General features: G+C 61.1%; 20 protein-coding genes. 13 read left to right on the top strand and 7 right to left on the bottom strand.

Features of this window, described 5'->3' with window-relative positions:
• Positions 1-24: 24 nt before the first annotated feature.
• The 3 genes from H559_RS0102715 to H559_RS18510 are packed head-to-tail and all read right to left on the bottom strand — an operon-like array spanning position 25 to position 2,909.
• A complete protein-coding gene (locus tag H559_RS0102715) occupies positions 25-309 on the bottom strand; it encodes a metal-sensitive transcriptional regulator (protein ID WP_034639343.1) in 285 nt (94 codons plus the stop codon).
• Positions 293-502 carry a heavy-metal-associated domain-containing protein gene (locus H559_RS0102710; protein WP_028451427.1) on the bottom strand — a complete coding sequence of 70 codons (210 nt, stop codon included), beginning with the start codon at positions 500-502 and terminating at the stop codon, positions 293-295. Before H559_RS0102710 ends, H559_RS0102715 begins: the two co-directional genes overlap by 17 nt.
• Positions 477-2,909, bottom strand: a complete 2,433-nt coding sequence (locus tag H559_RS18510) for a heavy metal translocating P-type ATPase (RefSeq protein ID WP_081412829.1) — start codon at positions 2,907-2,909, stop codon at positions 477-479. The genes H559_RS0102710 and H559_RS18510 overlap by 26 nt, the downstream gene beginning before the upstream one ends.
• 178 nt (positions 2,910-3,087) lie before the next feature.
• On the opposite strand from H559_RS18510, the gene H559_RS0102700 reads away from it, so the two are divergent.
• The 9 genes from H559_RS0102700 (at position 3,088) to astE (ending at position 14,653) form a co-directional block, all read left to right on the top strand.
• On the top strand, positions 3,088-3,573 hold the full coding sequence (locus H559_RS0102700) for a dihydrofolate reductase (protein WP_028451426.1): 486 nt from the start codon (positions 3,088-3,090) through the stop codon (positions 3,571-3,573).
• A 134-nt stretch (positions 3,574-3,707) separates the two neighbouring features.
• Positions 3,708-5,201, top strand: coding sequence for an amino acid permease (locus tag H559_RS0102695; RefSeq protein WP_028451425.1), 1,494 nt, complete (start codon positions 3,708-3,710; stop codon positions 5,199-5,201).
• Positions 5,202-5,626: 425 nt separating this feature from the next.
• On the top strand, positions 5,627-6,718 hold the full coding sequence (locus H559_RS0102690) for a porin (RefSeq protein ID WP_028451424.1): 1,092 nt from the start codon (positions 5,627-5,629) through the stop codon (positions 6,716-6,718).
• Between the two features lie 280 nt (positions 6,719-6,998).
• A complete protein-coding gene (locus H559_RS0102685; RefSeq protein ID WP_028451423.1) occupies positions 6,999-8,069 on the top strand; it encodes a porin in 1,071 nt (356 codons plus the stop codon).
• A gap of 229 nt (positions 8,070-8,298) precedes the next feature.
• On the top strand, positions 8,299-9,378 hold the full coding sequence (locus H559_RS0102680) for a porin (protein WP_028451422.1): 1,080 nt from the start codon (positions 8,299-8,301) through the stop codon (positions 9,376-9,378).
• Positions 9,379-9,522: 144 nt separating this feature from the next.
• Positions 9,523-10,584 (top strand): arginine N-succinyltransferase, encoded by a 1,062-nt coding sequence (gene astA, locus H559_RS0102675; protein WP_028451421.1) that lies wholly within the window; start codon positions 9,523-9,525, stop codon positions 10,582-10,584.
• Positions 10,585-10,606: 22 nt separating this feature from the next.
• Positions 10,607-12,082: a succinylglutamate-semialdehyde dehydrogenase gene (astD, locus tag H559_RS0102670; RefSeq protein WP_051278834.1), complete on the top strand. Its 1,476-nt coding sequence runs from the start codon at positions 10,607-10,609 to the stop codon at positions 12,080-12,082.
• Between the two features lie 2 nt (positions 12,083-12,084).
• Positions 12,085-13,431 carry an N-succinylarginine dihydrolase gene (gene astB, locus H559_RS0102665; RefSeq protein WP_155845259.1) on the top strand — a complete coding sequence of 449 codons (1,347 nt, stop codon included), beginning with the start codon at positions 12,085-12,087 and terminating at the stop codon, positions 13,429-13,431.
• 199 nt (positions 13,432-13,630) lie between these two features.
• Entirely contained in the window at positions 13,631-14,653 is a 1,023-nt protein-coding gene (gene astE, locus H559_RS18505) for a succinylglutamate desuccinylase (RefSeq protein WP_051278833.1), read from the top strand.
• 152 nt (positions 14,654-14,805) lie between these two features.
• Here astE and H559_RS0102655 read toward each other — a convergent pair whose 3' ends face one another.
• From H559_RS0102655 to H559_RS0102640, 4 genes are read right to left on the bottom strand one after another with little or no spacing between them, the layout of a single operon-like run.
• A complete protein-coding gene (locus H559_RS0102655) occupies positions 14,806-15,531 on the bottom strand; it encodes an ABC transporter ATP-binding protein (RefSeq protein WP_034639340.1) in 726 nt (241 codons plus the stop codon).
• A 12-nt stretch (positions 15,532-15,543) separates the two neighbouring features.
• Positions 15,544-16,314: an ABC transporter ATP-binding protein gene (locus tag H559_RS0102650; RefSeq protein ID WP_028451417.1), complete on the bottom strand. Its 771-nt coding sequence runs from the start codon at positions 16,312-16,314 to the stop codon at positions 15,544-15,546.
• Entirely contained in the window at positions 16,307-17,488 is a 1,182-nt protein-coding gene (locus tag H559_RS18500) for an ABC transporter permease subunit (protein ID WP_308417168.1), read from the bottom strand. The genes H559_RS0102650 and H559_RS18500 overlap by 8 nt, the downstream gene beginning before the upstream one ends.
• 10 nt (positions 17,489-17,498) lie before the next feature.
• Positions 17,499-18,428 carry a branched-chain amino acid ABC transporter permease gene (locus H559_RS0102640; protein ID WP_028451416.1) on the bottom strand — a complete coding sequence of 310 codons (930 nt, stop codon included), beginning with the start codon at positions 18,426-18,428 and terminating at the stop codon, positions 17,499-17,501.
• A 543-nt stretch (positions 18,429-18,971) separates the two neighbouring features.
• On the opposite strand from H559_RS0102640, the gene H559_RS0102630 reads away from it, so the two are divergent.
• From H559_RS0102630 to H559_RS18495, 4 genes are all read left to right on the top strand, one after another.
• The gene (locus H559_RS0102630; protein ID WP_028451414.1) at positions 18,972-20,453 is read left to right on the top strand and encodes a cobyric acid synthase; all 1,482 of its coding nucleotides are present in this window, start codon (positions 18,972-18,974) and stop codon (positions 20,451-20,453) included.
• A gap of 128 nt (positions 20,454-20,581) precedes the next feature.
• Positions 20,582-22,198 carry a methyl-accepting chemotaxis protein gene (locus tag H559_RS0102625; RefSeq protein WP_051278832.1) on the top strand — a complete coding sequence of 539 codons (1,617 nt, stop codon included), beginning with the start codon at positions 20,582-20,584 and terminating at the stop codon, positions 22,196-22,198.
• Between the two features lie 498 nt (positions 22,199-22,696).
• The gene (locus H559_RS0102620) at positions 22,697-23,134 is read left to right on the top strand and encodes a nucleoside deaminase (RefSeq protein WP_028451412.1); all 438 of its coding nucleotides are present in this window, start codon (positions 22,697-22,699) and stop codon (positions 23,132-23,134) included.
• On the top strand, positions 23,131-23,526 hold the full coding sequence (locus H559_RS18495; RefSeq protein WP_034639337.1) for a hypothetical protein: 396 nt from the start codon (positions 23,131-23,133) through the stop codon (positions 23,524-23,526). Before H559_RS0102620 ends, H559_RS18495 begins: the two co-directional genes overlap by 4 nt.
• Positions 23,527-23,636: the final 110 nt, after the last annotated feature.

Here is a 23,636-nt window from a genome sequence, read left to right as displayed (position 1 = left end):
TTTTGTTGGGCTGGCGGGGCAGCATTACTTCACCAGTTGGCGCACGACCTTCAGCACTTCTTCAACTGCGGCATCGCTCTTCTTGCTGCCGATGGCGGCTTCGACCGACAGGCGGGCGTGCTCTTCCAGCAGTTGCAGCGACAGGGCATCCAGTGCGTTGCGGGCGGCAGTAACCTGATGCAGGATGTCGATCGAATAACGGTCTTCGTCGATCATGCGGCCGACGGCAGAGACCTGGCCGTTGATGCGGTTGATGCGCTTGATCAGGGCGTCCTTGTTGGCGCGGTTGGTTTTAGCGGATGACGTCATAGCCAGCTTCCTCGATGGTGTTGATGATGGTGTCGGCCGAAACGACGGCCGGGTCGTATGAAACACTTGCACCGCCGGGCTGCAGGGTCACATCGACCCCGGTGACGCCTGTCAGTGCACTCACAGCGCGGCTGACCGATGCGGTACAGCCGCCACAGCTCATTCCCTCAATCTTGAGGTTCAGGGTGTCCATCTTCTTTCTCCTTGGTGGATGGCGAAGGGGATGAGGCTGGTTGCCAGCGGCGCAATAGCAGTGCATTGCTGACAACCGAAACCGAGCTCAGCGCCATCGCAGCGCCGGCGAGCACGGGGCTGAGGTAGCCCAGTGCGGCGAGCGGGATGCCGAGCACATTGTAGAAAAAGGCGAAAAACAGGTTCTGGCGGATTTTGGCGAGCGTCGCCTTCGAAAGCGACAGTGCGTCGATCAGGTGTGCCGGGTCATTGTGCATCAGCGTCACGTCGGCGGTTTCCAGTGCGGCATCGGCGCCGCTGCGCATGGCAAAGCTGACATCGGCGGCGGCCAGCGCCGGCGCGTCGTTCACGCCATCGCCGACCATGCCGACCTTGCGACCTTGTTGCTGCAGGCCCCGGATGACGTCGGCCTTGCCGGCCGGTAGCACGCCGGCGCGCACCTCTGATATGCCCAGCTCGCTGGCGAGCGCAAGGGCGGTGGCGGGGGCGTCGCCGGTTAGCATCACCACATGAATGCCTTGCGAATCGAGTGCGGCAATGGCTGCTGTGCTGCTGGCGCGCGGCGTGTCGCGCAGCGCAAAGAGTGCGGCAGCCACCGCATCGACCTGCATGCCGATGACTGTACAGCCACGGCTTGCCGCCATGTCGGCCCAGGTCTGTGCTTCCGCCGGCAGCTCGCCCAGCCTGCCCGTGCGGCCGATACGGATGCGCTTGCCGGCGATCACGGCCTCGATGCCGTGACCGGGGCTGGCCTGCAGGTTTTCCGCAGGCAATAGCGGCAGGCCGCGTTCCTGCAACGCGGCCAGCAGGGCGTGCGCGAGCGGGTGCTCGGAGCCAGCCTCGGCGCTGGCGGCCCATTGCAGGAGCTCATCGGTGCCCAGAGTTCCCAGCGGCTGCAGCGCTTCCAGCCGCGGCTGGCCGGTGGTCAGCGTGCCGGTCTTGTCCAGCACCAGCGTGTCGAGCCGAGCGGCGTGCTCCAGCGCGGTGGCGTTGCGGAACAGCAGGCCGTGGCGCGCGCCGGCGCCCATGCCGACCATCACGGCGGTCGGCGTGGCGAGCCCCAGTGCGCAGGGGCAGGCGATCACGAGAACAGACACTGCGTTGAGCGTGGCGGCAAGCCACTGCCCGGTCAGCAGGCCGGTAGCAAGCAGGGTAACGAGCGCGATGCCGAGTACTACCGGCACAAACACCGCAGAAATGCGGTCGGCCAGCGCCTGGATCGGGGCTTTGGAATTCTGTGCGCTTTGCACCAGCCGCAGCATTTCGGCGAGCTGCGTGCTGCTGCCGATGCCTTCCGCGCGCACGCGCAGCATGCCTTCGACATTGCGCGTGCCGGCAAAGACGCGGTTGCCAGCGCTTTTGCTCACCGGCAGTGCTTCGCCGGTCAGCAGCGCTTCGTCGAGAGCGGCATTGCCATCAATGACGGTACCATCGACCGCAACCTGCTCGCCGTGGCGCACGATGATGGTGTCGCCCGCACGCAGCAGATTGATGCTGATTTCACTGACGCTACCGTTTTCTTCGCGGCGTGCGGTACGCGGCTGCAAGGCGAGCAGCTCACCCATGGCCCCAGCGGTCTTGCGCTTGGCGCGGGTCTCCAGCAGCTTGCCCAGCAGCACCAGCGTGATCACCGCTGCGCTGGCCTCGAAATACACCGGAAGATCGTGGCGACCGGCCAGCGTGACGACCGCACTCAGGCCCCAGGCCACGCTGGTGCCGAGCGCGACCAGCACGTCCATGTTTGCACCACCGCTTTTCAGTGCGTGCCAGGCGCCACGGTAGAAACGCCAGCCGGCGACGAACTGCACGATGCTGGCCAGCGCCAGCTGCAGCCCGCGCGGCAGGAAATGCGGCTGGCCGCTGAACATTGCCGCCATTTCCAGCAGCAGTGGCAGCGAGCAGGCAATCGCCAGCGCCAGTAGCAGCCATTCCTGTTTACCTTTGCTGGTATTGTCTTGAAGGCTTTTGTTTTGGATGGTTGTGGCTGTATACCCTGCCTTTTGAATGCTCTGAATTGCGGCGTGCTCGTCGAATGCACCGGCGGGGAAGGTAAGGGTGGCGACATTGGTCGCAATATTCACCACCGCGGTGACGCCGGGCTGGCGGTGCAGCACTTTTTCGATGCGCGCGACGCAGGCCGCGCAGGTGATACCCTCGACCTGCAATTCCAGCGTCGTCATCGGAACAGAAAAGCCAGCCTTTCCGACTGCAGCCAGTGCCGCACCCAGCCGGTCGGGGCTGGCGAGGTGGAGTTTGGCTGATTCACTGGCAAAGCTGACTTCGGCGCTGATGCCTTCCAGGCGGTTGAGTACCTTCTCCAGGCGCGTCGCGCAGGCGGCACAGCTCATCCCCGTAACCGGGATGGTGAGCGTCGCACTGCTGGAAGAGGTGGTGGCGGATATACCCATGCGGAGTATGGTATGCCGAGGGAGGCGTCTGTTCAAGCCAAGTTTGGCGCTATCCCCCTCATTTTTTGATGTTTTTAAGTCCTGCCCGACAATTGGTACCGGCAGGTGGGTCTGCCACCGGCGGCTGGCAGCAGGTAAACTGCCGGCTGCGTGTCTTTCCAATTAATCCGGAGCCCCGATGAAACTCGCCCTGATCGCTGCCGTTGCCCGTAATCGCGTCATTGGCATCGAAAACCGTTTGCCTTTTCGCCTGCCGGGGGATCTGCAGCGCTTCAAGGCGCTGACCATGGGTTCGCCGATGATCATGGGGCGCAAGACCTTCGAATCCCTGCCCGGGCGTTTGCCGGGACGGCGGCATCTTGTCATCACCCGCAATCCGGCCTGGCAGGCCGAGGGGGCCGAAGTGTTTGCTTCGCTGGCGGAGGCCCTGCAGGCCTGCGCTAGATCGGAGCTGGCCTTCGTGATCGGCGGCGGCGAAATCTACGCGCTGGCTCTGCCGCAGGCCGATCTGCTCTATCTCACCGAGGTCGACGCCGAACCGGCGGGCGATACGCTGTTCCCGGCGTTCGAGCGCAGCGATTGGCCGCTGCTCAGCCGCAGCGATGTGCAGACGGCGCCGGATGGCACGCGCTACACCTTTGCCGATTACGTACGCGCCGGCTGAGTTTCTACGTACTCCATTGCCGCCGCCTTGCGGAAATCCCGCAAGGCGCAAACGTCCATACTCGGGCACTATTGCAGTCTTTATAAAAACTGGCGGAATTGCGGCCTGCCTGCAGCTTCCGCCCCGGGGAAGGAATGATGTCCAATACCAGCGAGACGGCGGAACAGCCGCACCTGCGGCGCAGCCTCAAGGCGCGTCACCTCACGATGATTGCGATTGGCGGCTCGATCGGCACGGGGCTATTTGTCGCTTCTGGCGCCACGGTGGCGAACGCCGGTCCCGGCGGCGCGATTTTCGGCTACATGATCATCGGGCTGATGGTGTATTTCCTGATGACGAGCCTGGGCGAGCTGGCGGCCTACATGCCGGTATCCGGCTCGTTTGCTACCTACGGCGCCAAATTCGTCGACCCGGCCTTCGGCTTCGCGCTGGGCTGGAACTACTGGTACAACTGGGCAGTGACCATCGCGGTGGAGCTGGTGGCCGCGCAGCTCATCATGGCCTACTGGCTGCCCGATGTGCCGGGCATCTACTGGAGTGCGGCGTTTCTCGCCGTCATGTTCGCGCTGAATTTCATCTCGGTGAAGGGCTTCGGCGAGGCTGAATACTGGTGTTCGCTGATCAAGGTGGTGACCGTGCTGGTGTTCATCGCTACCGGTCTGGCGATGATCTTCGGCATCCTGAAAGGCGGCGAGGGGGCTGGCTGGCATAACCTCACTACCGGCGAGGCGCCCTTTGTCGGTGGCCTGCAGGCGATGATCGGCGTAATGATGGTGGCCGGTTTCTCCTTCCAGGGCACCGAGCTGATCGGTGTTGCCGCCGGCGAATCGGAAAACCCGCACAAGACCATCCCTCGCGCGATCAAGCAGGTGTTCTGGCGGATTCTGCTTTTCTATGTCATCGCGATTTTCCTGATTGGCCTGCTGATTCCGTACACCGACCCGAAGCTGCTGAAGAACGGCATCGAGGACATCGGCGTCAGCCCCTTCACGCTGGTGTTCGAGCACGCAGGACTGGCATTTGCCGCCGCGCTGATGAACGCGGTGATTCTTACCGCCATCCTGTCGGCGGGCAATTCCGGCATGTATGCCTCGACGCGGATGCTCTACACGCTGGCCAGCAGTGGCCTCGCGCCGAAAATCTTTGCGAAGCTCTCGGCCAATGGCGTGCCGCGCAACGCGCTCTATGCCACGACGGCGGTCGGCATGCTGTGTTTCCTGACTGCACTGGGCAAGGATCAGACGATTTACCTGTGGCTGCTGAACATGTCCGGCATGACGGGCTTCATCGCCTGGCTGGGCATTGCTATCAGCCATTACCGCTTCCGCCGCGGCTTCATCGCGCAGGGGCACAGCCTGGATGAGCTGCCGTACCGCTCGAAGTTCTTCCCCTACGGCCCGCTTTTCGCGTTTGCACTGTGCCTGTTCGTGATGCTGGGGCAGAACTACCAGGCCTTCATGGCTGACCAGATCGACTGGGTGGGTATTCTGGCGATCTACATCGGCATTCCGCTCTTCCTGGCCATCTGGTGGGGTTACCGCCTGAAGCACAAGACCCGCTTCGTGCGTCTGCAGGAGATGCAGTTCGACGATGCTGACGAGAGCCAGCTGCACAGCGAGCGCCGCTGACAGGCCGGGGCAGCATGGCTGCCCCTGCTTATAACGAGGGTATTGCCCTGAAGCCCTTTCCTTGAAAGGGTTTTGAGGTAATACCCTTTGTTTTTGCTCTATGGTCCTATCTGTGAATTTGTCACATAACCGGTCGTGAAAATTACCCTTGCCACTTGCGGGCGATATGAATCGCTTTGGGTGCTGACTTATCCTGTTTTATATAATTGATTTATATGGATATTTAATCTGCGCATTACGCTTGTGTCACTGATCTTGCTTCCGATCATGCTTGTGGCAGCAATTCCGTCGTCATTATTGCTGGCCGGGTGCGTATTTTTTGCAACATCTGGCGTTTCGCATGCCGTGGTACTTTTCCGTCGAGGCGCCTGCGGGCTGCGTGCTCCAATGCATCACCTTTTCGATGTAACAGGAGTACACAAAAGATGTTCAAACGCATTCTGATTGCCAGCGCGGTTGCCGCTGCCTTTGCTGTACCGGCCATGGCCGAAGTGACCATCAGCGGTTCCGCTGAAATGGACCTGATGCTGGGAACCAATCGTGCCAAGGGTGGCTCCGGTGAAAATGGCACCCAGCTGTATGAAGAAATCGCGATCACCATCAATGTCGATGGCCGTGACAAGCTCGACAACGGTGATACCCTGAAGTGGCGTCTGGCCCAGAAAGTGGCCACCGACTGGAAGTACGACAGCTTTGGTCAGCGCGAAGCGTGGATCGGTTACGAAGGCGCTTGGGGTGACCTGCGCTTCGGTAACCAGTTCACCGATACCTATCTGATGATGGACTGGCCGTATGGCGTGAACGGTTCGGGCAATCTGATGGCTGATACCGGCTCGTTCGCGACCTGGACCGGTGCCAAGGATCAGGGCATGGGCGGTTCCATCCGCTACGCATCGCCGACCATGAGTGGTGTGAACTTCACTGCCCAGTACATTCTGGGTTCCTACGGCAATGACGGCTCGCTGGCGGATGGCTGGGATGCAACGCTGAATGGCAACTGGGGCGGCTTGCACCTGAACGCCGGTTACCAGTTGTTGAACAACCGCGCATTTACTTCTGATTCCTTCATGGACAACCCGGTTGACACCAACAACGTCCGTGCGAGCGGTAACGAAACCGAACTGTGGTATGTCGGTGGTCGCTACGTGAGTGGTCCGTGGAATGTTCGTGCCATGTACAAGAACAACTCGGTGAAGTACAACGGTGGTGCCAGCAAGGATGAGGCCGCGCAGTGGCTGGTGGGTGGCGGTTATTCCTGGGGCAAGAACTCGCTCAACCTGAGCTACCAGGAAATCATGGATGGCGATCGCACCCAGAATGGTTCGACTTCCAGCGTCAACAGCGGCGTGCAGCAGATCGCCGGTCAGTGGAACTACAGCCTGTCGAAGAACAGCATTGCCTTCGTGCAGGGCCGCTATCACATGTACGATTCGGCAGCCAGCAAGCACTTCGATGGTGCATCCTCGTCGGCCGACAACAGCTTCCGTCTGACCGTCGGTACCTGGACGTCGTTCTAAGCAGCGCTTTTGCCAACTGCAACAAAAAACCCACACTTTGCTGTGGGTTTTTTGTTGCCTGCCAGCTTTGCACGAGTGGTTGCCCCCCATTGGAAGCCAATGCCGGCGCGGCTTTGCGCATTTCCGGATGGCATATGCATGCCACGCATGGCGGCTATGCATGGCATGCAATTCCCCTGTTGTAAGCCGGGTAATACATTGGCCCTGTCATCTGAAGACATCGCAGCCTGCAGGGCCGGTGTCGATCAGGATGCCCCTTTTTTTGACAGGAGAGTAAGCAATGATCAAGCAAAGCGTTCTGGCAGTAGCCCTGGCTCTTGCCTTTGCTGCGCCGGCGATGGCCGAGGTGACCATCAGTGGTTCGGCCGAAATGGATTTGATGGTGGGCACCAACCGTGCGGAAGGGTCCGGTTCCGGCACCCAGATTTATGAAGAAATTGCCATCGTGCTGAACGTGGATGGCAAGGACAAGCTGGATAATGGTGACACCCTGTCCTGGCGCCTGGCGCAGAAAGTGGCTACGGATTACAAGTACGATTCCTGGGGGCGTCGCGAAGCCTGGATCGGTTATGAAGGCAGCTGGGGTAACCTGCGGTTCGGTAACCAGTTCACCGATACCTATCTGACGCTCGACTGGCCGTACGGCATCAACGGTTCCGGCAATCTGACTTCCGATTTTGGTGCGCTGGCCGTCTGGACCGGGCAGGGCATGGGCGGTTCCATCCGTTACTCGTCGCCGTCACTGAGCGGTTTGAACCTTACCGCACAGTATATTCTTGGCAGCTACAACGCCGATGGCTCCAACGCCGATGGCTGGGACCTGGGCCTGAATGGCTCCTGGGGCGGCTTCAACCTGAATGCCGGTTATCAGTTGCTGAACAATCGCGCTCTGGGGGCAAATGCCGTAGGCAACGAGCCGCAGGTTGCCTTCAATATCACCAACAATACTGCTGAAACCCAGCTGTATTTTGTCGGTGCCCGCTACAACTTCGGCGATTTCAACGTTCGCGGCCTCTGGAAGGGCAACAAGCACGAGGCTAACGGCATCAGCCTTGAATATGATCAGTGGCTCATTGGTGGTGGTTACAGCTTCGGCAAGAACAGCATCAATCTGTCTTACCAGCAGGTGATGGACGCCGATGTGAGTGGCGGCGCCCGTCCGGGTGATCGTGACAGCGGCTTGCAGCAGTTTGCCGGTGTGTGGAATTACAGCCTGTCGAAGAATTCGATCTTCTTCGTTCAGGGGCGCTACCACAAGTATGACTCCGCGGTTGCGCCGCGCATGGATGGTGCTGTTGCCTCCAAAGACAACAGCTTCCGCCTGACCGTGGGTACCTGGACCGGTTTCTGATCTGGTTCCCCGGTGGTAGTAACGTAGTATCCTAGACACGATTTGGCCCGCATTGACTGCGGGCCTTTTTTTTGCGGCATTTGGGCAACAGGAAAAACCGTTTGTTGACTTCAGCGTGGCGCAAGGCGGAAAGTGGGTCTATCGCTATAGATAGCAGTTCTGATGGTTGCAATGCTGCCCGGGCGCAGAGCCCTGCAGCCTCGCGAGATCGCAAGCAAAGGAGAAAAGCATGTTCAAGCGCATTCTGATGGCATCCGCACTGGCTGCCGCATTTGCCGTTCCGGCCATGGCTGAAATTACCATCAGCGGTTCGGCCGAAATGGATCTGATGATCGGCACCAATCGCGCCGAAGGCGCTGATTCCGGTACCCAGCTCTATGAAGAAATTGCCCTGATGATCAATGTCGATGGCAAGGACAAGCTGGATAACGGAGACATTCTGTCCTGGCGGCTGGCACAGAAAGTACAGACTGACTGGCGTTACAACGGCTGGGGCGAACGCGAAGCGTGGATCGGTTACGAAGGTGGTTGGGGAAATCTGCGTTTCGGTAACCAGTTCACCGACAACTACCTGTTCATGGACTGGCCAATCGGCATGAGTGGTGCCGGCAACATGACGGCCGACAGCGGCACATTGCTGGTATGGACCGGTGCCAAGGGTGAAGGGATGGGCGGGTCGATCCGTTACGCATCGCCATCTTTCAGTGGTGTTGACTTCAGCGCGCAGTACGTTCTGGGCAGCTATGCCGCCGATGGCGCCAATGCCGATGGCTGGGATCTCTTCCTGCATGGCGGCTGGAATGGCTTTGACCTCAATGCCGGTTATCAGGTGCTGAATAACCGGGCCTATACCCAGGTTGCCATCGGTAATGACACCGGCAACTACATCAATGTGAAGGGTGATGGCAACAAGACCGAGATGTATTACGTGGCAGCCCGCTATAAATTCGGTGATTTCAACCTTCGTGGCATGTGGCGTCACAATGATCTCACCGAGGGTAGTGTCAGCACCGAGGCCGACCAGTGGCTGATCGGTGGTGGCTACACCTTCGGCAAAAACAGCCTGGTGTTGTCTTATCAGCAGGTTATGGATGCCGATGTGAGCGGTGGCGCCAATCCGGGGTCGCGTGACAGTGGTGTACAGCAGATTGCCGGCGACTGGAAATACAGCCTGTCAAAAAACAGCGTGTTCTTCGTTCAGGGCCGCTATCACATGTACGATTCCAACCTCTCTCCGCATCAGGATGGTTCGGTGGCCTCGGCCAGCAACAGCTTCCGCCTGACCGTGGGAACGTGGACTGGTTTCTGAGTATTGCTTGATCTTCAGCCAACAGCCCCGGCTTTGTGCCGGGGCTGTTCTTTGTTGCATTGCAACATGGCTGGGGTTTATCCCGATAGGTGCTCTGAGCTTGCTTTGCTACAGTGAAATGCGACTCACTGTGCGGAATGCCCGATGCTCATTCGACCCATGCAGGCAGATGATCTGCCCGGATTGCTGCAACTGGCGGAAGCCGCCGGCATCGGTGTGACCACCCTGCAGCCCGATGCCGAGCGGCTGGCACGCCGCATTGCGGCCAGCTGCGACAGCTTCAGTGGTAAGCCGGAGCTGGGCGATGCCTGCTATCTCTTTGCGCTGGAAGATGAAACAAATGAACGGCTTGCCGGGATCTGCGCCATCGAAGCAGCAGTCGGCATGCATGACACCTGGTACAACTACCGGGTTGGCCTGTCTGTTCACGCCTCGCGCGAGCTGGGTATCTACAAGCGCCTGCAGACGCTGTTCCTGACCTCCGACCTGACCGGCGCTTCGGAACTCTGCACCCTGTTTCTGCACCCGGATTATCGTCGCGACAGCAATGGTGCGCTGCTGTCGAAATGCCGCTTCCTCTTCATGGCTGAGTACCCCGAACGTTTTTCGGATCGGGTGATTGCCGAAATGCGCGGTGTGTCGGATGAGGCCGGCCGTTCCCCCTTCTGGGAAAGCCTGGGCCGACATTTCTTCAAGATGGATTTTGCAAGGGCGGATTTCCTTTCTTACGTTGGCAGCAAATCCTTCATTGCCGAGCTGATGCCCAAATACGCCATCTACACCTGCCTGCTCTCAGAAGAAGCGCAGGCGTCGATTGGCGAAGTGCATCCGGGGACAAAGCCGGCGCGCAGCATGCTCGAAAGCGAAGGCTTCCGCTACCAGGGCTATATCGACATTTTTGATGGCGGGCCGTCGCTGGAGTGTTCCACCCGGGATATTCGCGCGGTGCGCAAGAGCGCCGTTTTCGATGCGCTGGCAGTGGCTGCCGAGCCACGGCAGGCCACGCTCTGGATGGTCAGCAATCGCAAGCTGGGCGAATTTCGTGCCACGCTGGCCTGGACGCGCCCGCTGGAAGATTCCCTGCCGCTGACCGACACTGTCCTCGCGCGGCTTGGTATTGCCAATGGCGACCAAGTGCGTGCCGTGCCGCTGTCGGCCCGCAGCCAGGGCGCCGCAGACACGACACGCAGTACCGAACAATCCTGACGCAAGCAAGAAGGGGTAATACATGCTGTTGATCGATGGAAACTGGCTGCCGGGCAGCGCCTCGCTGTTTGCCTCGCGCAATCCCGTCACGCAGGAAGTCGTGTGGCAGGGGGCTGCCGCGAATGCCACCGAGGTGAATGCGGCGGTGGCCGCCGCCCGTCATGCCTTTGCCGGCTGGCGCGATCTGGAGTACGGCGAGCGTCTGGCACTGGTGCAGAATTACGCCGAGCTGCTGAAAGGCAGTCAGGCCGAGCTGGCCGCGCTGATCGGGATGGAAACCGGCAAGCCGCGCTGGGAGGCGCTGACTGAAGTCACCACCATGATCAACAAGGTCGATATCTCGGCCAGGGCTTTCGAGGAGCGCACCGGACAACGCGAAAATGCCATGGGTGACGCGCAGGCCGTGCTGCGGCATCGCCCGCATGGGGTTGTGGCCGTGTTCGGGCCATACAATTTTCCGGGGCACCTGCCCAATGGCCACATCGTTCCGGCGCTGCTGGCCGGCAATACCGTGGTGTTCAAGCCTTCCGAGCTGGCGCCGGCAACGGCGCAGAAAATGGCCGAAATCTGGCAGGCAGCCGGGCTGCCGCGCGGCGTGCTCAACCTGCTGCAGGGCGCGCGTGATACCGGCGTGGCGCTGGCAGGACATCCAGACATCGATGGCCTGTATTTTACCGGCAGTGCTGCAACCGGCTATGCGCTGCACCGGCAGTTTGCCGGCAGCCCGCAGAAAATCCTCGCGCTGGAAATGGGCGGCAACAATCCGCTCGTTGTCGAGCCGCTCGACGACATTCCAGCGGCCTTGCATCACGTGATCCAGTCGGCCTTCATTTCCGCCGGCCAGCGCTGCACCTGCGCGCGCCGCCTGCTGCTGCCTTTCGGGGCATGGGGCGATGACTTCCTGGCCCGGCTGGTGGAAACCAGCCGCAACTTGCGCGTCGGTGCATGGGACTCTGATCCGCAGCCTTTCATGGGCAGCGTGGTTTCACTCGCTGCCGCACAGGCCTTGCTTGATGCGCAGGAGCGCTTGCTGGGCATGGGCGCGCAGGCCTTGCTGCCCATGCAGCGACAGGTGAATGGCACGGCTTTGCTCAGTCCCGGCATTCTGGATGTCAGCAATGTCACCAATCTGCCGGATGAAGAATATTTCGGCCCCTTGCTGCAGGTGCAGCGTTACCGCTCCTTCCCGGAGGCCATCAAGCTCGCCAATGCCACGCGCTTCGGGCTGGCGGCCGGCCTGCTGTCCGATTCCGCCGCGCGCTATGACGAATTCTGGAAGGCTTCCCGGGCCGGAATCGTGAACTGGAACAAGCCGCTGACCGGTGCCTCGAGTGCCGCACCGTTTGGCGGCATTGGCGCCTCGGGCAATCATCGCCCTAGCGCGTATTATGCGGCCGATTATTGTGCGTACCCGGTCGCCTCGCTGGAAGCGGCGCAGCTGACCTTGCCGGCACAGTTGCCGCCCGGCATGCAGCTTGGCACCGAGGCCGGAGGATGAGCATGAATCACGCATTTGAAGCCAATTTCGACGGACTGGTCGGGCCGACCCATCATTACGGCGGACATTCCTTTGGCAATGTCGCTTCGACCAGCAATGCCGCCCATATCGCCAACCCGCGTGCGGCAGCACTGCAGGGGCTGGCCAAGATGAAGGCGCTGGCCGATCTGGGCTACCGCCAGGGCGTACTGCCCCCGCAGGAGCGCCCCGCGCTGTGGGTGTTGCGTGATATGGGGTATACGGGTACTGACAATGAAATTATTGGGTTGCAGGCTAATACCCAGTCTGGTTTGTTTGCCGGCCTGTGCTCGGCATCCAGCATGTGGACGGCCAATGCCGCGACCGTCAGCCCTTCGGCCGATACCGCTGACGGGCGCGTGCACTTCAGCGTGGCCAACCTCACCAGCAAATTCCACCGCAGCATCGAAGCACCGCAAACCCGGCGCAGCCTTGCCGCCATCTTTGCCAGCGATGCGCATTTCACTATCCACGCCGCGTTGCCACAGCACGCCGCGCTGGGTGATGAAGGAGCGGCGAACCATACCCGCCTCAGCCACGCCTACGGCGAGCCGGGAACCGAGTTTTTTGTCTATGGCGCCCGCTTCTGGGGTGGCCAGCATGCGCCGCAGCGCTATCCGGCGCGGCAGACGCTGGAAGCAAGCCAGGCCATTGCCCGCCGGCATGGACTGGCCGCAGAGCGCACCGTGTTTGCCCAGCAGAACCCGGCGGTGATCGATGCGGGCGTGTTCCACAACGATGTGATTGCGGTAGGCAATCTCGATGTGCTCTTCTGCCACGAGCTGGCCTTTCTCGATGCGCCGGCTGTCTATGCCGAGCTGCGGCAGAAGCAGGCCGGCCTGCAGATCATCGAAGTGCCGGAAAGCGAGGTCAGCGTTGCGGATGCGGTGCGTTCCTACCTTTTCAACAGCCAGCTGCTCGACAAGGGGCAGGGGAAACAGCGCCTGATCGTGCCGGAAGAGTGCCGCTCGACTCCCGCTGTGTGGGCGTTTCTGGAAGAGCTGCAGGCCAGCGGCGGGCCGATCAACGAAGTGCTGGTGTTCGACCTGAAGCAGAGCATGCAGAACGGCGGCGGGCCTGCCTGCCTGCGTCTGCGGGTGGCGCTGACCGAGCGCGAAGCGGCCGCAGTCAATCCGGCGGTCTGGATGAACGATGCGCTGCACGAGCGCCTTACTCACTGGGTATGCCGGCATTACCGCGACCGCCTTGGCGTGGCCGATCTGGCCGATCCGGCGCTGCTGATCGAAGTGCGTACCGCACTGGACGAGCTGACGCAGCTGCTGGAACTCGGTAGCATCTATCCTTTTCAGCGCGACGGCAGCGACGCCTGAGAGCGTGTTTTAAACGTGCTGCGCATCCCGTGATCGTGGCTCGGGCGGTGGAAGCTAAAGCCTCAAATCCTCATGCACAAGCACGTACACTCCGGTTTTTGCGCTCCGGCCTCACCACGCTGACAGGCGCTCGCTACTTTTAAAACACGCTCTGAACTTCCTTGAGGTTTGGCTCATCGCTGCTCCGGAGAATTCACCCATGCATCCTTTCACCGAACACGGTTTTCTCGCACAGACTCTTGCCGGCAAGACCGCCATTGCGCTGCCGTTCACCCTGCCGGGCGGCACACAGGTGCAGGTGATGGACGAGGGCATCATCCGCTTCGAGCCGTCCGATGCCGGCAGCCGGCAGCTTGATCTGGTGGTGTCCTGCGGCGTGCATGGCAACGAAACCGCCCCGGTCGAGCTGGTCGACCGCCTGATCGGGCGCATCCTTGCCGGGGAGCTGAAGGTGCGCAACCGCATCCTGTTCGTGCTGGGCAATGTCGCCGCCTTGCGCCAGGGCAGCCGCTTTGTCGAAGAAGACATGAACCGGCTTTTCTGCCGTTCGACCGATAACGACGACGGCCCGGAGCGGCGGCGCGCCACCATGCTGGAAATGCACCTGCTGCGCTTTTTCGGCCGCTCGGTGGCCGATGCCAAGCCGCGTTATCACTATGATCTGCACACGGCGATTCATGGCTCGCTGATCGAGAAATTCGCCATCTATCCGCTGCCGCGCCAGGGTCGCCAGTTTTCCGTGCCGGAAATGGCCCGCCTGCATCTGGCCGGTGTCGAGGCCATTCTGCTGCAATCGACCACGTCGACGACTTTTTCCTTCTTTTCCAGCCGCTATTGCGATGCGACGGCGTTTACCGTCGAGCTCGGCAGTGCACGGCCCTTCGGCCAGAATTCCGGCGTCGACCTCTCGAAGATGGAAAGCTATCTCGCGGCGCTGGTGTCCGAAGGGTTGCCCGAATGCCAGCAGACTGGAGAGGGCTACGCCGCGCAGGTTGGCTGCCCGGTATTCCGCGTGTCGCGCGAAATCATCAAGCACAGTGACGCTTTCCGCCTGCTGATCGATGGCAAGACCGACAACTTCACGCCACTGCCGCAGGGCATGCTGCTGGCTGAAGATGTCAAAGGCCCGGTCGTGGTAACGGAAGACAGCGCGCGCATCATTTTCCCCAACCCGGACGTGGTGCCGGGGCAGCGCGCCGGGCTGATCATTGTTCCTGCGTGATGCTTTTCTTTGGGTATATGACTGCAGCCATTTTTCTTGGATGGCTATAGGCTGATACGGTGCTTGGTATTTTTTCGGCACCGGCCGTGGCGCTGCGGTAATAACAAAGGGCTGCCTGGGCAGCCCTTTGTGCTATTGCGCAATCCTGCAGCCTATTCGCCCAGATACGCGCTCTGGATGGCCGGATTGGCCAGCAGCGTTTTTGAATCGTCGGCAACCGTGATCAGGCCCGATTCCATCACGTAGCCGCGATTGGCCGTTTCCAGCGCCAGCTTGGCGTTCTGCTCGATCAGCAGCATCGTCACGCCTTCCGCGGCAATCATGCGGATGATTTCGAAAATCTTCTGCACGATGATCGGCGCCAGGCCCATCGAAGGTTCATCCAGCAGCAGCAGCTTGGGGCGGCTCATCAGTGCGCGCCCGATGGCCACCATCTGCTGCTCGCCGCCCGAGAGCGTGCCGGCGAGCTGCTTCATGCGTTCCTTTAGGCGCGGAAAGAGGTCATACACGCGAGCCAGATCGTGCGCGATGTCGGCCTTGTCGTTGCGGTAGTACGCACCCATCTGCAGGTTTTCCTCGACGGTGAGGCGCGGAAAAATGCCGCGACCTTCCGGTACCAGCACCAGGCCCTGGCTGACGAAGTCATACGGCGCCATGCGCGCAGTATCCTTGCCGTCAAAATTGATGCTGCCGGCAGCGGGTTTGACCATGCCGACCAGTGTTTTAAGCGTGGTGGTCTTGCCGGCGCCGTTGGCGCCGATCAGCGCCACCAGTTCGCCCTTGTTGATTTCGAGATTGATGCCTTTTACGGCATGAATGCCGCCATAGGCCACTTTCAGGTCTTGCACGGAAAGCAGCGGCGAAGTATTTGTCGTCATGTGCTTTCTTCCTTATTCGTGGGCAACGCCCAGGTAGGCTTCGATCACGCGCGGGTCGCGCTTCACGTCCACCGGCAGGCCTTCGGCAATTTTCCTGCCGTAGTCGAGCACGGCAATCCGGTCGCAGAGGCCCATCATCAGTTTCACGTCGTGTTCGATCAGCAGAATCGTGACTCCGTCGGCGCGGATTTTTTCCATCAGCGCCTTCAGGTCTTCGGTTTCCTTCGGATTCATGCCGGCGGCCGGCTCGTCGAGCGCCAGCAGCGTCGGACGGGTAGCCAGCGCGCGGGCGATTTCCAGCCGGCGCTGGTCGCCGTAGGACAGGTTGCGGGCTAGCTCGCCGGCATGGTGGCCGATGCCGACATAATCGAGCAGTTCTTGCGCGCGCAACTTGATTGCCGCTTCTTCGGCACGCGCCTTCGGCGTGCGCAGTACGGCCCCGAGTACGCCGGTGACGCTGCGCACATGCTGGCCGACCATGACGTTTTCCAGTGCCGTCATGTTGGCAAACAGGCGGATATTCTGGAAAGTCCGTGCAATGCCGGCTTCGACCACCTTGTTTGGCTTCTGGCGGAAGAGGTTGTGGCCGTCGAAGGTGAATTTGCCTTCGTCGGGCTGGTAGAGGCCGGTCAGTACGTTGAACAGCGTGGTCTTGCCGGCGCCGTTCGGGCCGATCAGTCCGTAGATTTCGCCACGGCGAATGGTCAGGCCAACCTCGTTGAGCGCAACCAGCCCGCCAAAGCGTTTCGTAATGCCATCAATGGCCAGCAGTACTTCACTCATGTTCGCGCTCCGCTTCATCGAGGGTTGCGTCTTCCTGTTTGGTGATGCGCTTGGTTGCCGGATGCAGCTCGTCCTTGCGGCGGCGCGACGGCCACAGGCCTTCGGGGCGCAGCAGCATGATGATGATCATGGCCAGACCGAACATCAGCATGCGCAGGTTTTCGGGATCGACCACACGTTTGCCAAGCAGCATGTCCTGCAGCGGGTTCACCACCTCGCGCAGCGCTTCCGGCGTGATGGAAACGATGATCGCGCCCAGAATCACACCCGGGATATGCCCCATGCCGCCGAGCACCACCATGCACAGCACCAGCACCGACTCCATCAGGATGAAGGATTCCGGCGAAATGAAGCCCTGGAAGCTGGCAAACAGCGAACCGGATACGCCACCGAAGCTCGCGCCCATCGCGAAGGCCAGCAGTTTCACGTTGCGGGTGTTGATGCCCATCGCCGCCGCGGCGATTTCGTCTTCGCGAATCGCCACCCAGGCGCGGCCGATGCGCGAGCGCTGCAGGCGGATCGACACGAAAATGATCAGCGCGCAGAAGGCCAGGATCAGGTAGTAATACTGGTGCACCATCGGAAACTGCAGGCCGAAGATTTCCAGCGGCTTGCCGAATTCATGACCGAAGAGCGACACGCGTTCGATATTGTTGATGCCCTGCGGACCGTTGGTGAGGTTGATCGGGCGATCGAGGTTGTTCATGAAAATGCGGATGATTTCACCGAAGCCCAGCGTCACGATGGCGAGATAGTCGCCACGCAGTTTCAGTGTCGGTGCACCCAGCATCACGCCGAAGCAGCCTGCAACGGCCGCCGCCAGCAGCAGCATCACCAGCAGCGGCGGATTCATCATCCACACCGGCAGATATCCTGCGATCTGCGGCGAATTCAGCAGCGCATACAGATAGGCGCCGACGGCGTAGAAGGCGATGTAGCCCAGATCAAGCAGGCCGGCGTAGCCGACCACGATGTTCAGCCCCAGCGCCAGCATGATGTAGAGCAGCGCGAAGTCGATCGTGCGCACCCAGGAATTGCCGCTGGCAAAGGTGCCCGAGAGGAAGAAGGGCAGCACCAGCATGCAGACAGTCAGCAGGATCAGCTGCAGCTTGGCGTGTTGGCCCTGTTTGCCGGCACCGAACCAGCCGGCAATGGTATTGGCCATGGTGGTCATTTCATTCTCCTTATGCGCGCTCGGCGACACGTTCGCCCAGCAGGCCGCTCGGACGGAACAGCAGCACCAGGATCAGCACGGCAAAGGCAAAAATGTCCTTGTAGCTGGAGGTCAGCACACCACCGGTGAGATCCGACAGGTAGCCCGCCCCCAGGCTTTCGATGATGCCGAGCACCAGACCGCCGAGCACTGCCCCGCCCAGGTTGCCGATGCCGCCGAGTACTGCCGCCGTGAAGGCCTTCAGCCCGATCAGGAAGCCCATGTAGGCATGCGCCTGGTCATAGTTCGCGGCGACCATCACGCCAGCCACGGCGCCCAGCGCCGAGCCGATCACGAAGGTCAGCGAGATGATGGTGTTGGTGTTCACTCCCATCAGCCTCGCCACGTCGATGTTCTGTGCGGTGGCACGCATGGCGCGGCCGAGCTTGGAGCGTTCGATCAGGAAAAACAGTGCGGCCATGATCACGATGGCCAGCACAATGATCGCAACCTGCAGATTGGTGATGACTGCGCCACCGATTTCGAAGGTCTTGATTTCAAGAATTGGCGGGAAGGGGCGGTAATTGCGGCCCCAGATCAGCGTGGCGACCTGCTGCAGCACGATCGAGAGGCCGATGGCCGTGATCAGCGGGGCGAGGCGCGGCGCATTGCGCAGCGGCCGGTAGGCCACGCGCTCGATGCCATAGCCGAGCGCCATCGAGACTGGAATCGCCATGGCAAGGCCGATGGTCAGCAGCAGGATGCCCGGCAGCGCCACATTGGCGCCCAGCAGCATGTTGATGCAGGTGATCGTTACCATGGCGCCGATCATCACGATTTCGCCGTGGGCGAAGTTGATCAGCTGCATGATGCCGTACACCATCGTGTAGCCCAGTGCGATCAGTGCATACACACTGCCGATCACCAGGCCATTGATCAGGTGTTGGAGGAGGTGGTCCACTTGTCAAAACCTCAAAGGAGGGAATCAGATTGCCGCAGATTATGCCGTAACAGTTGTACGGCATCGCAACCTTAGCGGCTTCTGCTGTGCATAACACTTGTGAAAATCCCTAACCCTGTATGCCCTGAGGCGGGGCGCGGCTGTGGTGCCATGGCAGGAATCCGGCGCTATCTGCCTGCCGGAAAAGGAAAAAGCCGGCAGGTGCCGGCTGATCTGCGGGGTGGATACTGCCGCTGGCTATCTTTGTGCCGCCAAGCGGGTAGTGGCCGGGCTGTTGTCTTCCTGCAACCGCAGAGGCATGTTGCTGATGCCTTCCAGCAGCCATTGAAAGGCAGTCTGCTGCTGGCGCGCCTGAAAACTGGGGTGGGGGCGTTTGTGCGCCGGTCTGGTGATCCGGTCTTGCGGATTTTGGTTCATGGCAGTTCCTCGGTTTAACAGGCAAGCCATCTTAGGCATGGCTGCATTGCAGCCCGATGACCATTACGTGCAGTGGCTGGCAGCTGCTGCGATAATCGCTCCCCCTTATTTGATACTGGCCAAGCCATGCCCACCTTGATGATCCAGGGTTGTACCTCGGATGCCGGCAAATCCACACTGACCGCCGCGCTGTGTCGCCTGCTGCTCCGCCGCGGCATCCGTGTGGCGCCGTTCAAGCCGCAGAACATGGCGCTCAATTCGGCGGTCACTGAAGATGGCGGCGAAATCGGCCGTGCGCAGGCCGTGCAGGCCGTCGCCTGCGGCCTTCCCGCACATTCGGACATGAACCCGGTACTGCTCAAGCCCTCCAGCGATTGCCGGGCGCAGGTCATCATCCAGGGGCACAGCATCGGCAACCTGGATGCGGTGGATTATCACCACTACAAGCGCACTGCGCGCAGCGCCGTGTTCGACTCGTGGCAGCGCCTGGCTGCGCAATATGACTGGGTACTGGTCGAAGGCGCGGGCAGTCCGGCCGAAGTGAATTTGCGCGAAGGCGATATTGCGAACATGGGATTTGCCGAAGAGGCCGACTGCCCGGTTTGGCTGGTCGCCGACATCGACCGCGGTGGCGTGTTCGCCCACATCGTCGGCACCCTGGCCTGTCTGTCCGCCAGCGAACAGGCCCGCGTGCGCGGCTTCCTCATCAACCGCTTCCGGGGTGATCTTGCGCTGCTGCAACCGGGGCTGGACTGGCTGGAGCAGCAAACCGGCAAGCCGGTGCTGGCGGTGGTGCCCTATCTGCACGGGCTGGAGATCGCGGCCGAGGATGCGCTGCCACAAGCGCAGGCTGCGGGGGGCGCGGCGGCATTCCGCATTGTGATCGCCACGCTGCCACACATCTCCAACCACACCGATTTCGACCCGCTGCGGCGCGTAGAAGGCATTGATTGCCGCTACGCCACACCGGGCAAGCCATTGCCGCCGTGCGATCTGCTCATCTTGCCGGGCAGCAAAAACACGATCGGCGATATGCAGGCGCTGCGCGAGTGGGGCTGGGATGCGGAAATTGCCCGTCACCTGCGCTATGGCGGCAAGCTCATCGGCATTTGCGGTGGCTATCAGATGCTGGGCGAAACCATTGCCGATCCGCAGGGTATCGAGTCACAAACCAATGAAATAAAAGGCCTTGGGCTGATACCCATGCGTACGGTGCTTGAGTCCGGTAAAATTCTGCGCCAGCGTCACGGCGTGCTGTGTGCCGGCGGCGCAGCGGTGCGCGGCTATGAAATCCATCAGGGGCGCAGTCGCGTGAACGCCGACTGGCCGTCGCTGGCGCGGCTGGCGACAGCTGATGAAGGCGGGCAGGGCTTTGAGCCCGAAGGCGTCGTTTCACCGGACGGCCAGCTCATTGGCAGCTACCTGCATGGCCTCTTCGATGAGCCGGAAGCCCTGCAGGCGCTGCTGCGCTGGGCAGGCTGGCAGGGTGATGCGACGGCGATTCGCGACCCCGAGGCGCTGCTGGAAGGCGAAATCGACCGGCTGGCCGACGCGCTGGATGCCGTGCTGGACTGGGACAAGGCGCGACAGGCCGGACTTATCGTGTAAGCTTTACCGCATGCCGGGCATGAGGAAATACAGGCGAACAGGCCCGGCCGTGCAAGTTTTCCAGTGCAAGCATGCTTTTCATTGCTTAAGCTGAGTAAGTCGCAATCTAGTATTTACCGGGTGAAATCATGACCATCAAAATGAAAGCATGGCTGCTGTCAGTATTTGTGCTGTTTGCACTGGTTGGCGTAATGCTGGTGGGGCTGTCGACCATGAAAACGGCGGCCAATCAGGATAACAAGGCGCGCATCGAGCAACTGCTGCGCAGCACATACCTGACCATCGCCCAGCTGGAAGACATGGCGGCCAGCGGCAAGCTCAGTGAAGAGCAGGCCAAGGCAATTGCCACGCAGATACTGCGTGAAAACAAATACCACAAGTCAGAGTATGTGTACGTCGTCGATGAAAAACTCAACTTCGTTTCCACGCCGCTCGACCCGCAACTGCACGGCACCAGCTTCAACGATTTCAAGGATGCCCAGGGCAAGAGCGTCGGCGCGCTGGCGGTTGATGCGCTGCAGAAGTCCGGCGGCAAGCTGACCGAATACTGGTGGACTTCCGAGCGCGAAGGCAAGGTGGTTGACCTGCTGTCGGTGGCCGTCCAGACGCCGCGCTGGAAATGGATTGTCGGCAACGGCGTTAGCTTTGCCGAGGCCGATGCGCGCTTCTGGGCCAATGCCCGCTGGCAGGTGGTCATCTGTCTGGCCATTGCCGCTTTTGTTGCCCTGATCCTGATGACGACCGTGCGCCGGCTGCTGCTGCAGCTCGGCGGCGAGCCTGCCTACGCCGCCGAAGTCGCGCAGGCGATTTCCCAGGGCGATCTGGGGCGCAAGGTGCAGGGCGACGTCCGCCCCGACAGCCTGCTGGGCGCGGTGGCGAGCATGCAGACCAGTTTGCGCGAAATGATAGAGAGCATTCAGCGTGGCGCCGACCAGCTGCGGCAGGCAACAGGCAGCCTCGCGCACCAGATGGAAGCCATCAATCATGCGTCGCGGCAATCCTCCGATGCCACCCAGTCCAGCGCAGCGGCCATCGAGGAAATGTCGGTCAGCATCGATCATATCTCGCAAGGCGCCCGCGAAACCGAGCAGAATTCCTCGCGTTCGACGCAGCTGGCCAATGAGGGCGAAGGGCTGGTCAACAAGGCCGCGCAGGAGGTTCAGCTGGTGGCAGAACAGATTTCCAACGCCTCCGGCCTGATCGGCGGGCTGGTCGAGCGCTCGCGCGAAATCGATGGCATTGCCAGTGTGATCAAGGACATCGCCGACCAGACCAATCTGCTGGCGCTCAATGCCGCCATCGAGGCCGCACGCGCCGGCGAGCAGGGGCGCGGCTTTGCCGTGGTGGCCGATGAAGTGCGCAAGCTGGCCGAACGCACCACGCAGGCCACCGGACAGATCACCAGCATGATCCAGGCCGTGCAGACCGACACGCTGTCGGTCGTCGCCAGCATGGAGCAGGCAACGCCGCAGGTGGCGCGCGGGGTCGACATGGCCGACCGTGCCGCGACCATGCTGCGCGAAATCAGCAGCGGTGCCTCGGAAACGCTGCACAAGATCCGCGAAGTTGCCACTGCCACATCAGAGCAGAGCCAGGCCAGCAGCAGTCTGGCGGTCAATGTCGAGCGCATTACCCATATGGTCGAGGAATCGGCCGAGTCGGTACGCGCTGCCAACGAAAATGTGCGCGCGCTGGAGCAGCTGGCCGGCAAGCTGCGTGCGGATGTCGCCCGCTTCCGCCTCTGACCGTCCCCGGCCCTGCTCAGGGCTGCAATGCCAGAACAGCCTGCCAGACCGGCAGGCTGTTTTTTTGAATGCATGCCATGGTTGCAGGCCGCCGTGACTGCGGCGCTGCCCGCAGTCCCGCTGCTCCTTTCGGATAGCGATGTACCTGAACTGTGTTGCGGCCTTTTCTGACGTCACTCCGGCGAAGGCCGGAATCCAGGACTTCCGGTCGCAGATGCAGTTTGGATGCTGGCTTTCGCCGGTATTACGGATGGCTGGAGCAGTTAGCTGCTCATGTTGTTTAGTAGGGTATTGGCCTGTAGCCATTTCAAATAAAAGGCTATGGCTTTATACCTGATGCAGTACTCCGGTGTTGCCCGATTTCTGCCGTGATGCACTTCAGCGCGTCGGCATCGGCAAGCCTGCGCACAGCTCGCGCGCCCCGCCGTGAATGGGCTGGCCCTGTAATCCCGGCAGGGCTACAGTGTCAGCATCACTCTTGCGCTGACAGGAAACACCATGGACGAATTCATGCAGGCCGCCATTGCAGAAGCACGCCTCGGGCTCAGCGAAGGCGGCATTCCGATTGGCAGCGTGCTCGTGCATCAGGGGCGCATCATCGGCCGCGGGCACAACCGCCGCGTGCAGCAGGGCAGCGCCATTCTGCATGGCGAAATGGACGCGCTGGAAAACGCCGGCCGCCTGCCCGCGCAGGTGTATCGCGAATCGGTGCTCTACACCACGCTCTCGCCGTGCGCGATGTGCAGTGGCGCCATTCTGCTCTATGGGATTCCGCGCGTGGTGATCGGTGAAAACCGCAGCTTTCTGGGCGAGGAGGCCTTGCTGCAAAGCCGTGGCGTGGCGCTGCAGGTGCTCGATGATGCCGACTGCATCGCACTGATGCAGCAGTTTATAGTCGAGCAGCCCGCGCTGTGGAACGAGGATATTGGTGAGTGAGGCAACAGGCCGATCTGCGACACGCCAGCCGGCAAGGGCTCGAAGCCGGCTTGCTTGTGCTGTCGGGTGAAGCGATCCGTGCGTATTTTCCTGAGCCGGATGAACCCCATCCGGCGTTGTGGACTAACCGTGTTATCCAGCAACTGCGGAGTGGCATCCGTGCTGAGGAAGCCGTCGCCATCGGGCTGGCCTGTCAGCTGCTTGCTGCCGATGCAATGCTGCCTTTTGGCAAGCTGATCAAGAGCAACCTGGCTCGCGCCCTGAAACAGAAAGCCGCCTTGCTGACGCCCGCCCAGCGCGCAATGCTGATCAGCGTGACACAACGGCTGGCTGTGCTCCCTTATGCGCCGCGCGAACTGGAGGATTACCGCAAGCTGGTTGGTAAGCTGTAGTTCTGCGGAAATGGGGGGAGAGGAGCGTAATCTTCCGGGTGCTTGCTTCGGGGCTTGCGCTCATGCCACTATCAAATGAATGTGAAGTGTATACGCTTGCAACCATTTTA

This window comes from Chitinilyticum aquatile DSM 21506 (genome assembly GCF_000430805.1).
Taxonomy (GTDB): Bacteria; Pseudomonadota; Gammaproteobacteria; order Burkholderiales; family Chitinibacteraceae; genus Chitinilyticum; species Chitinilyticum aquatile.
Note: the sequence above shows the minus strand (reverse complement) of the source record. Positions and strands in the feature narration are given on the sequence as shown.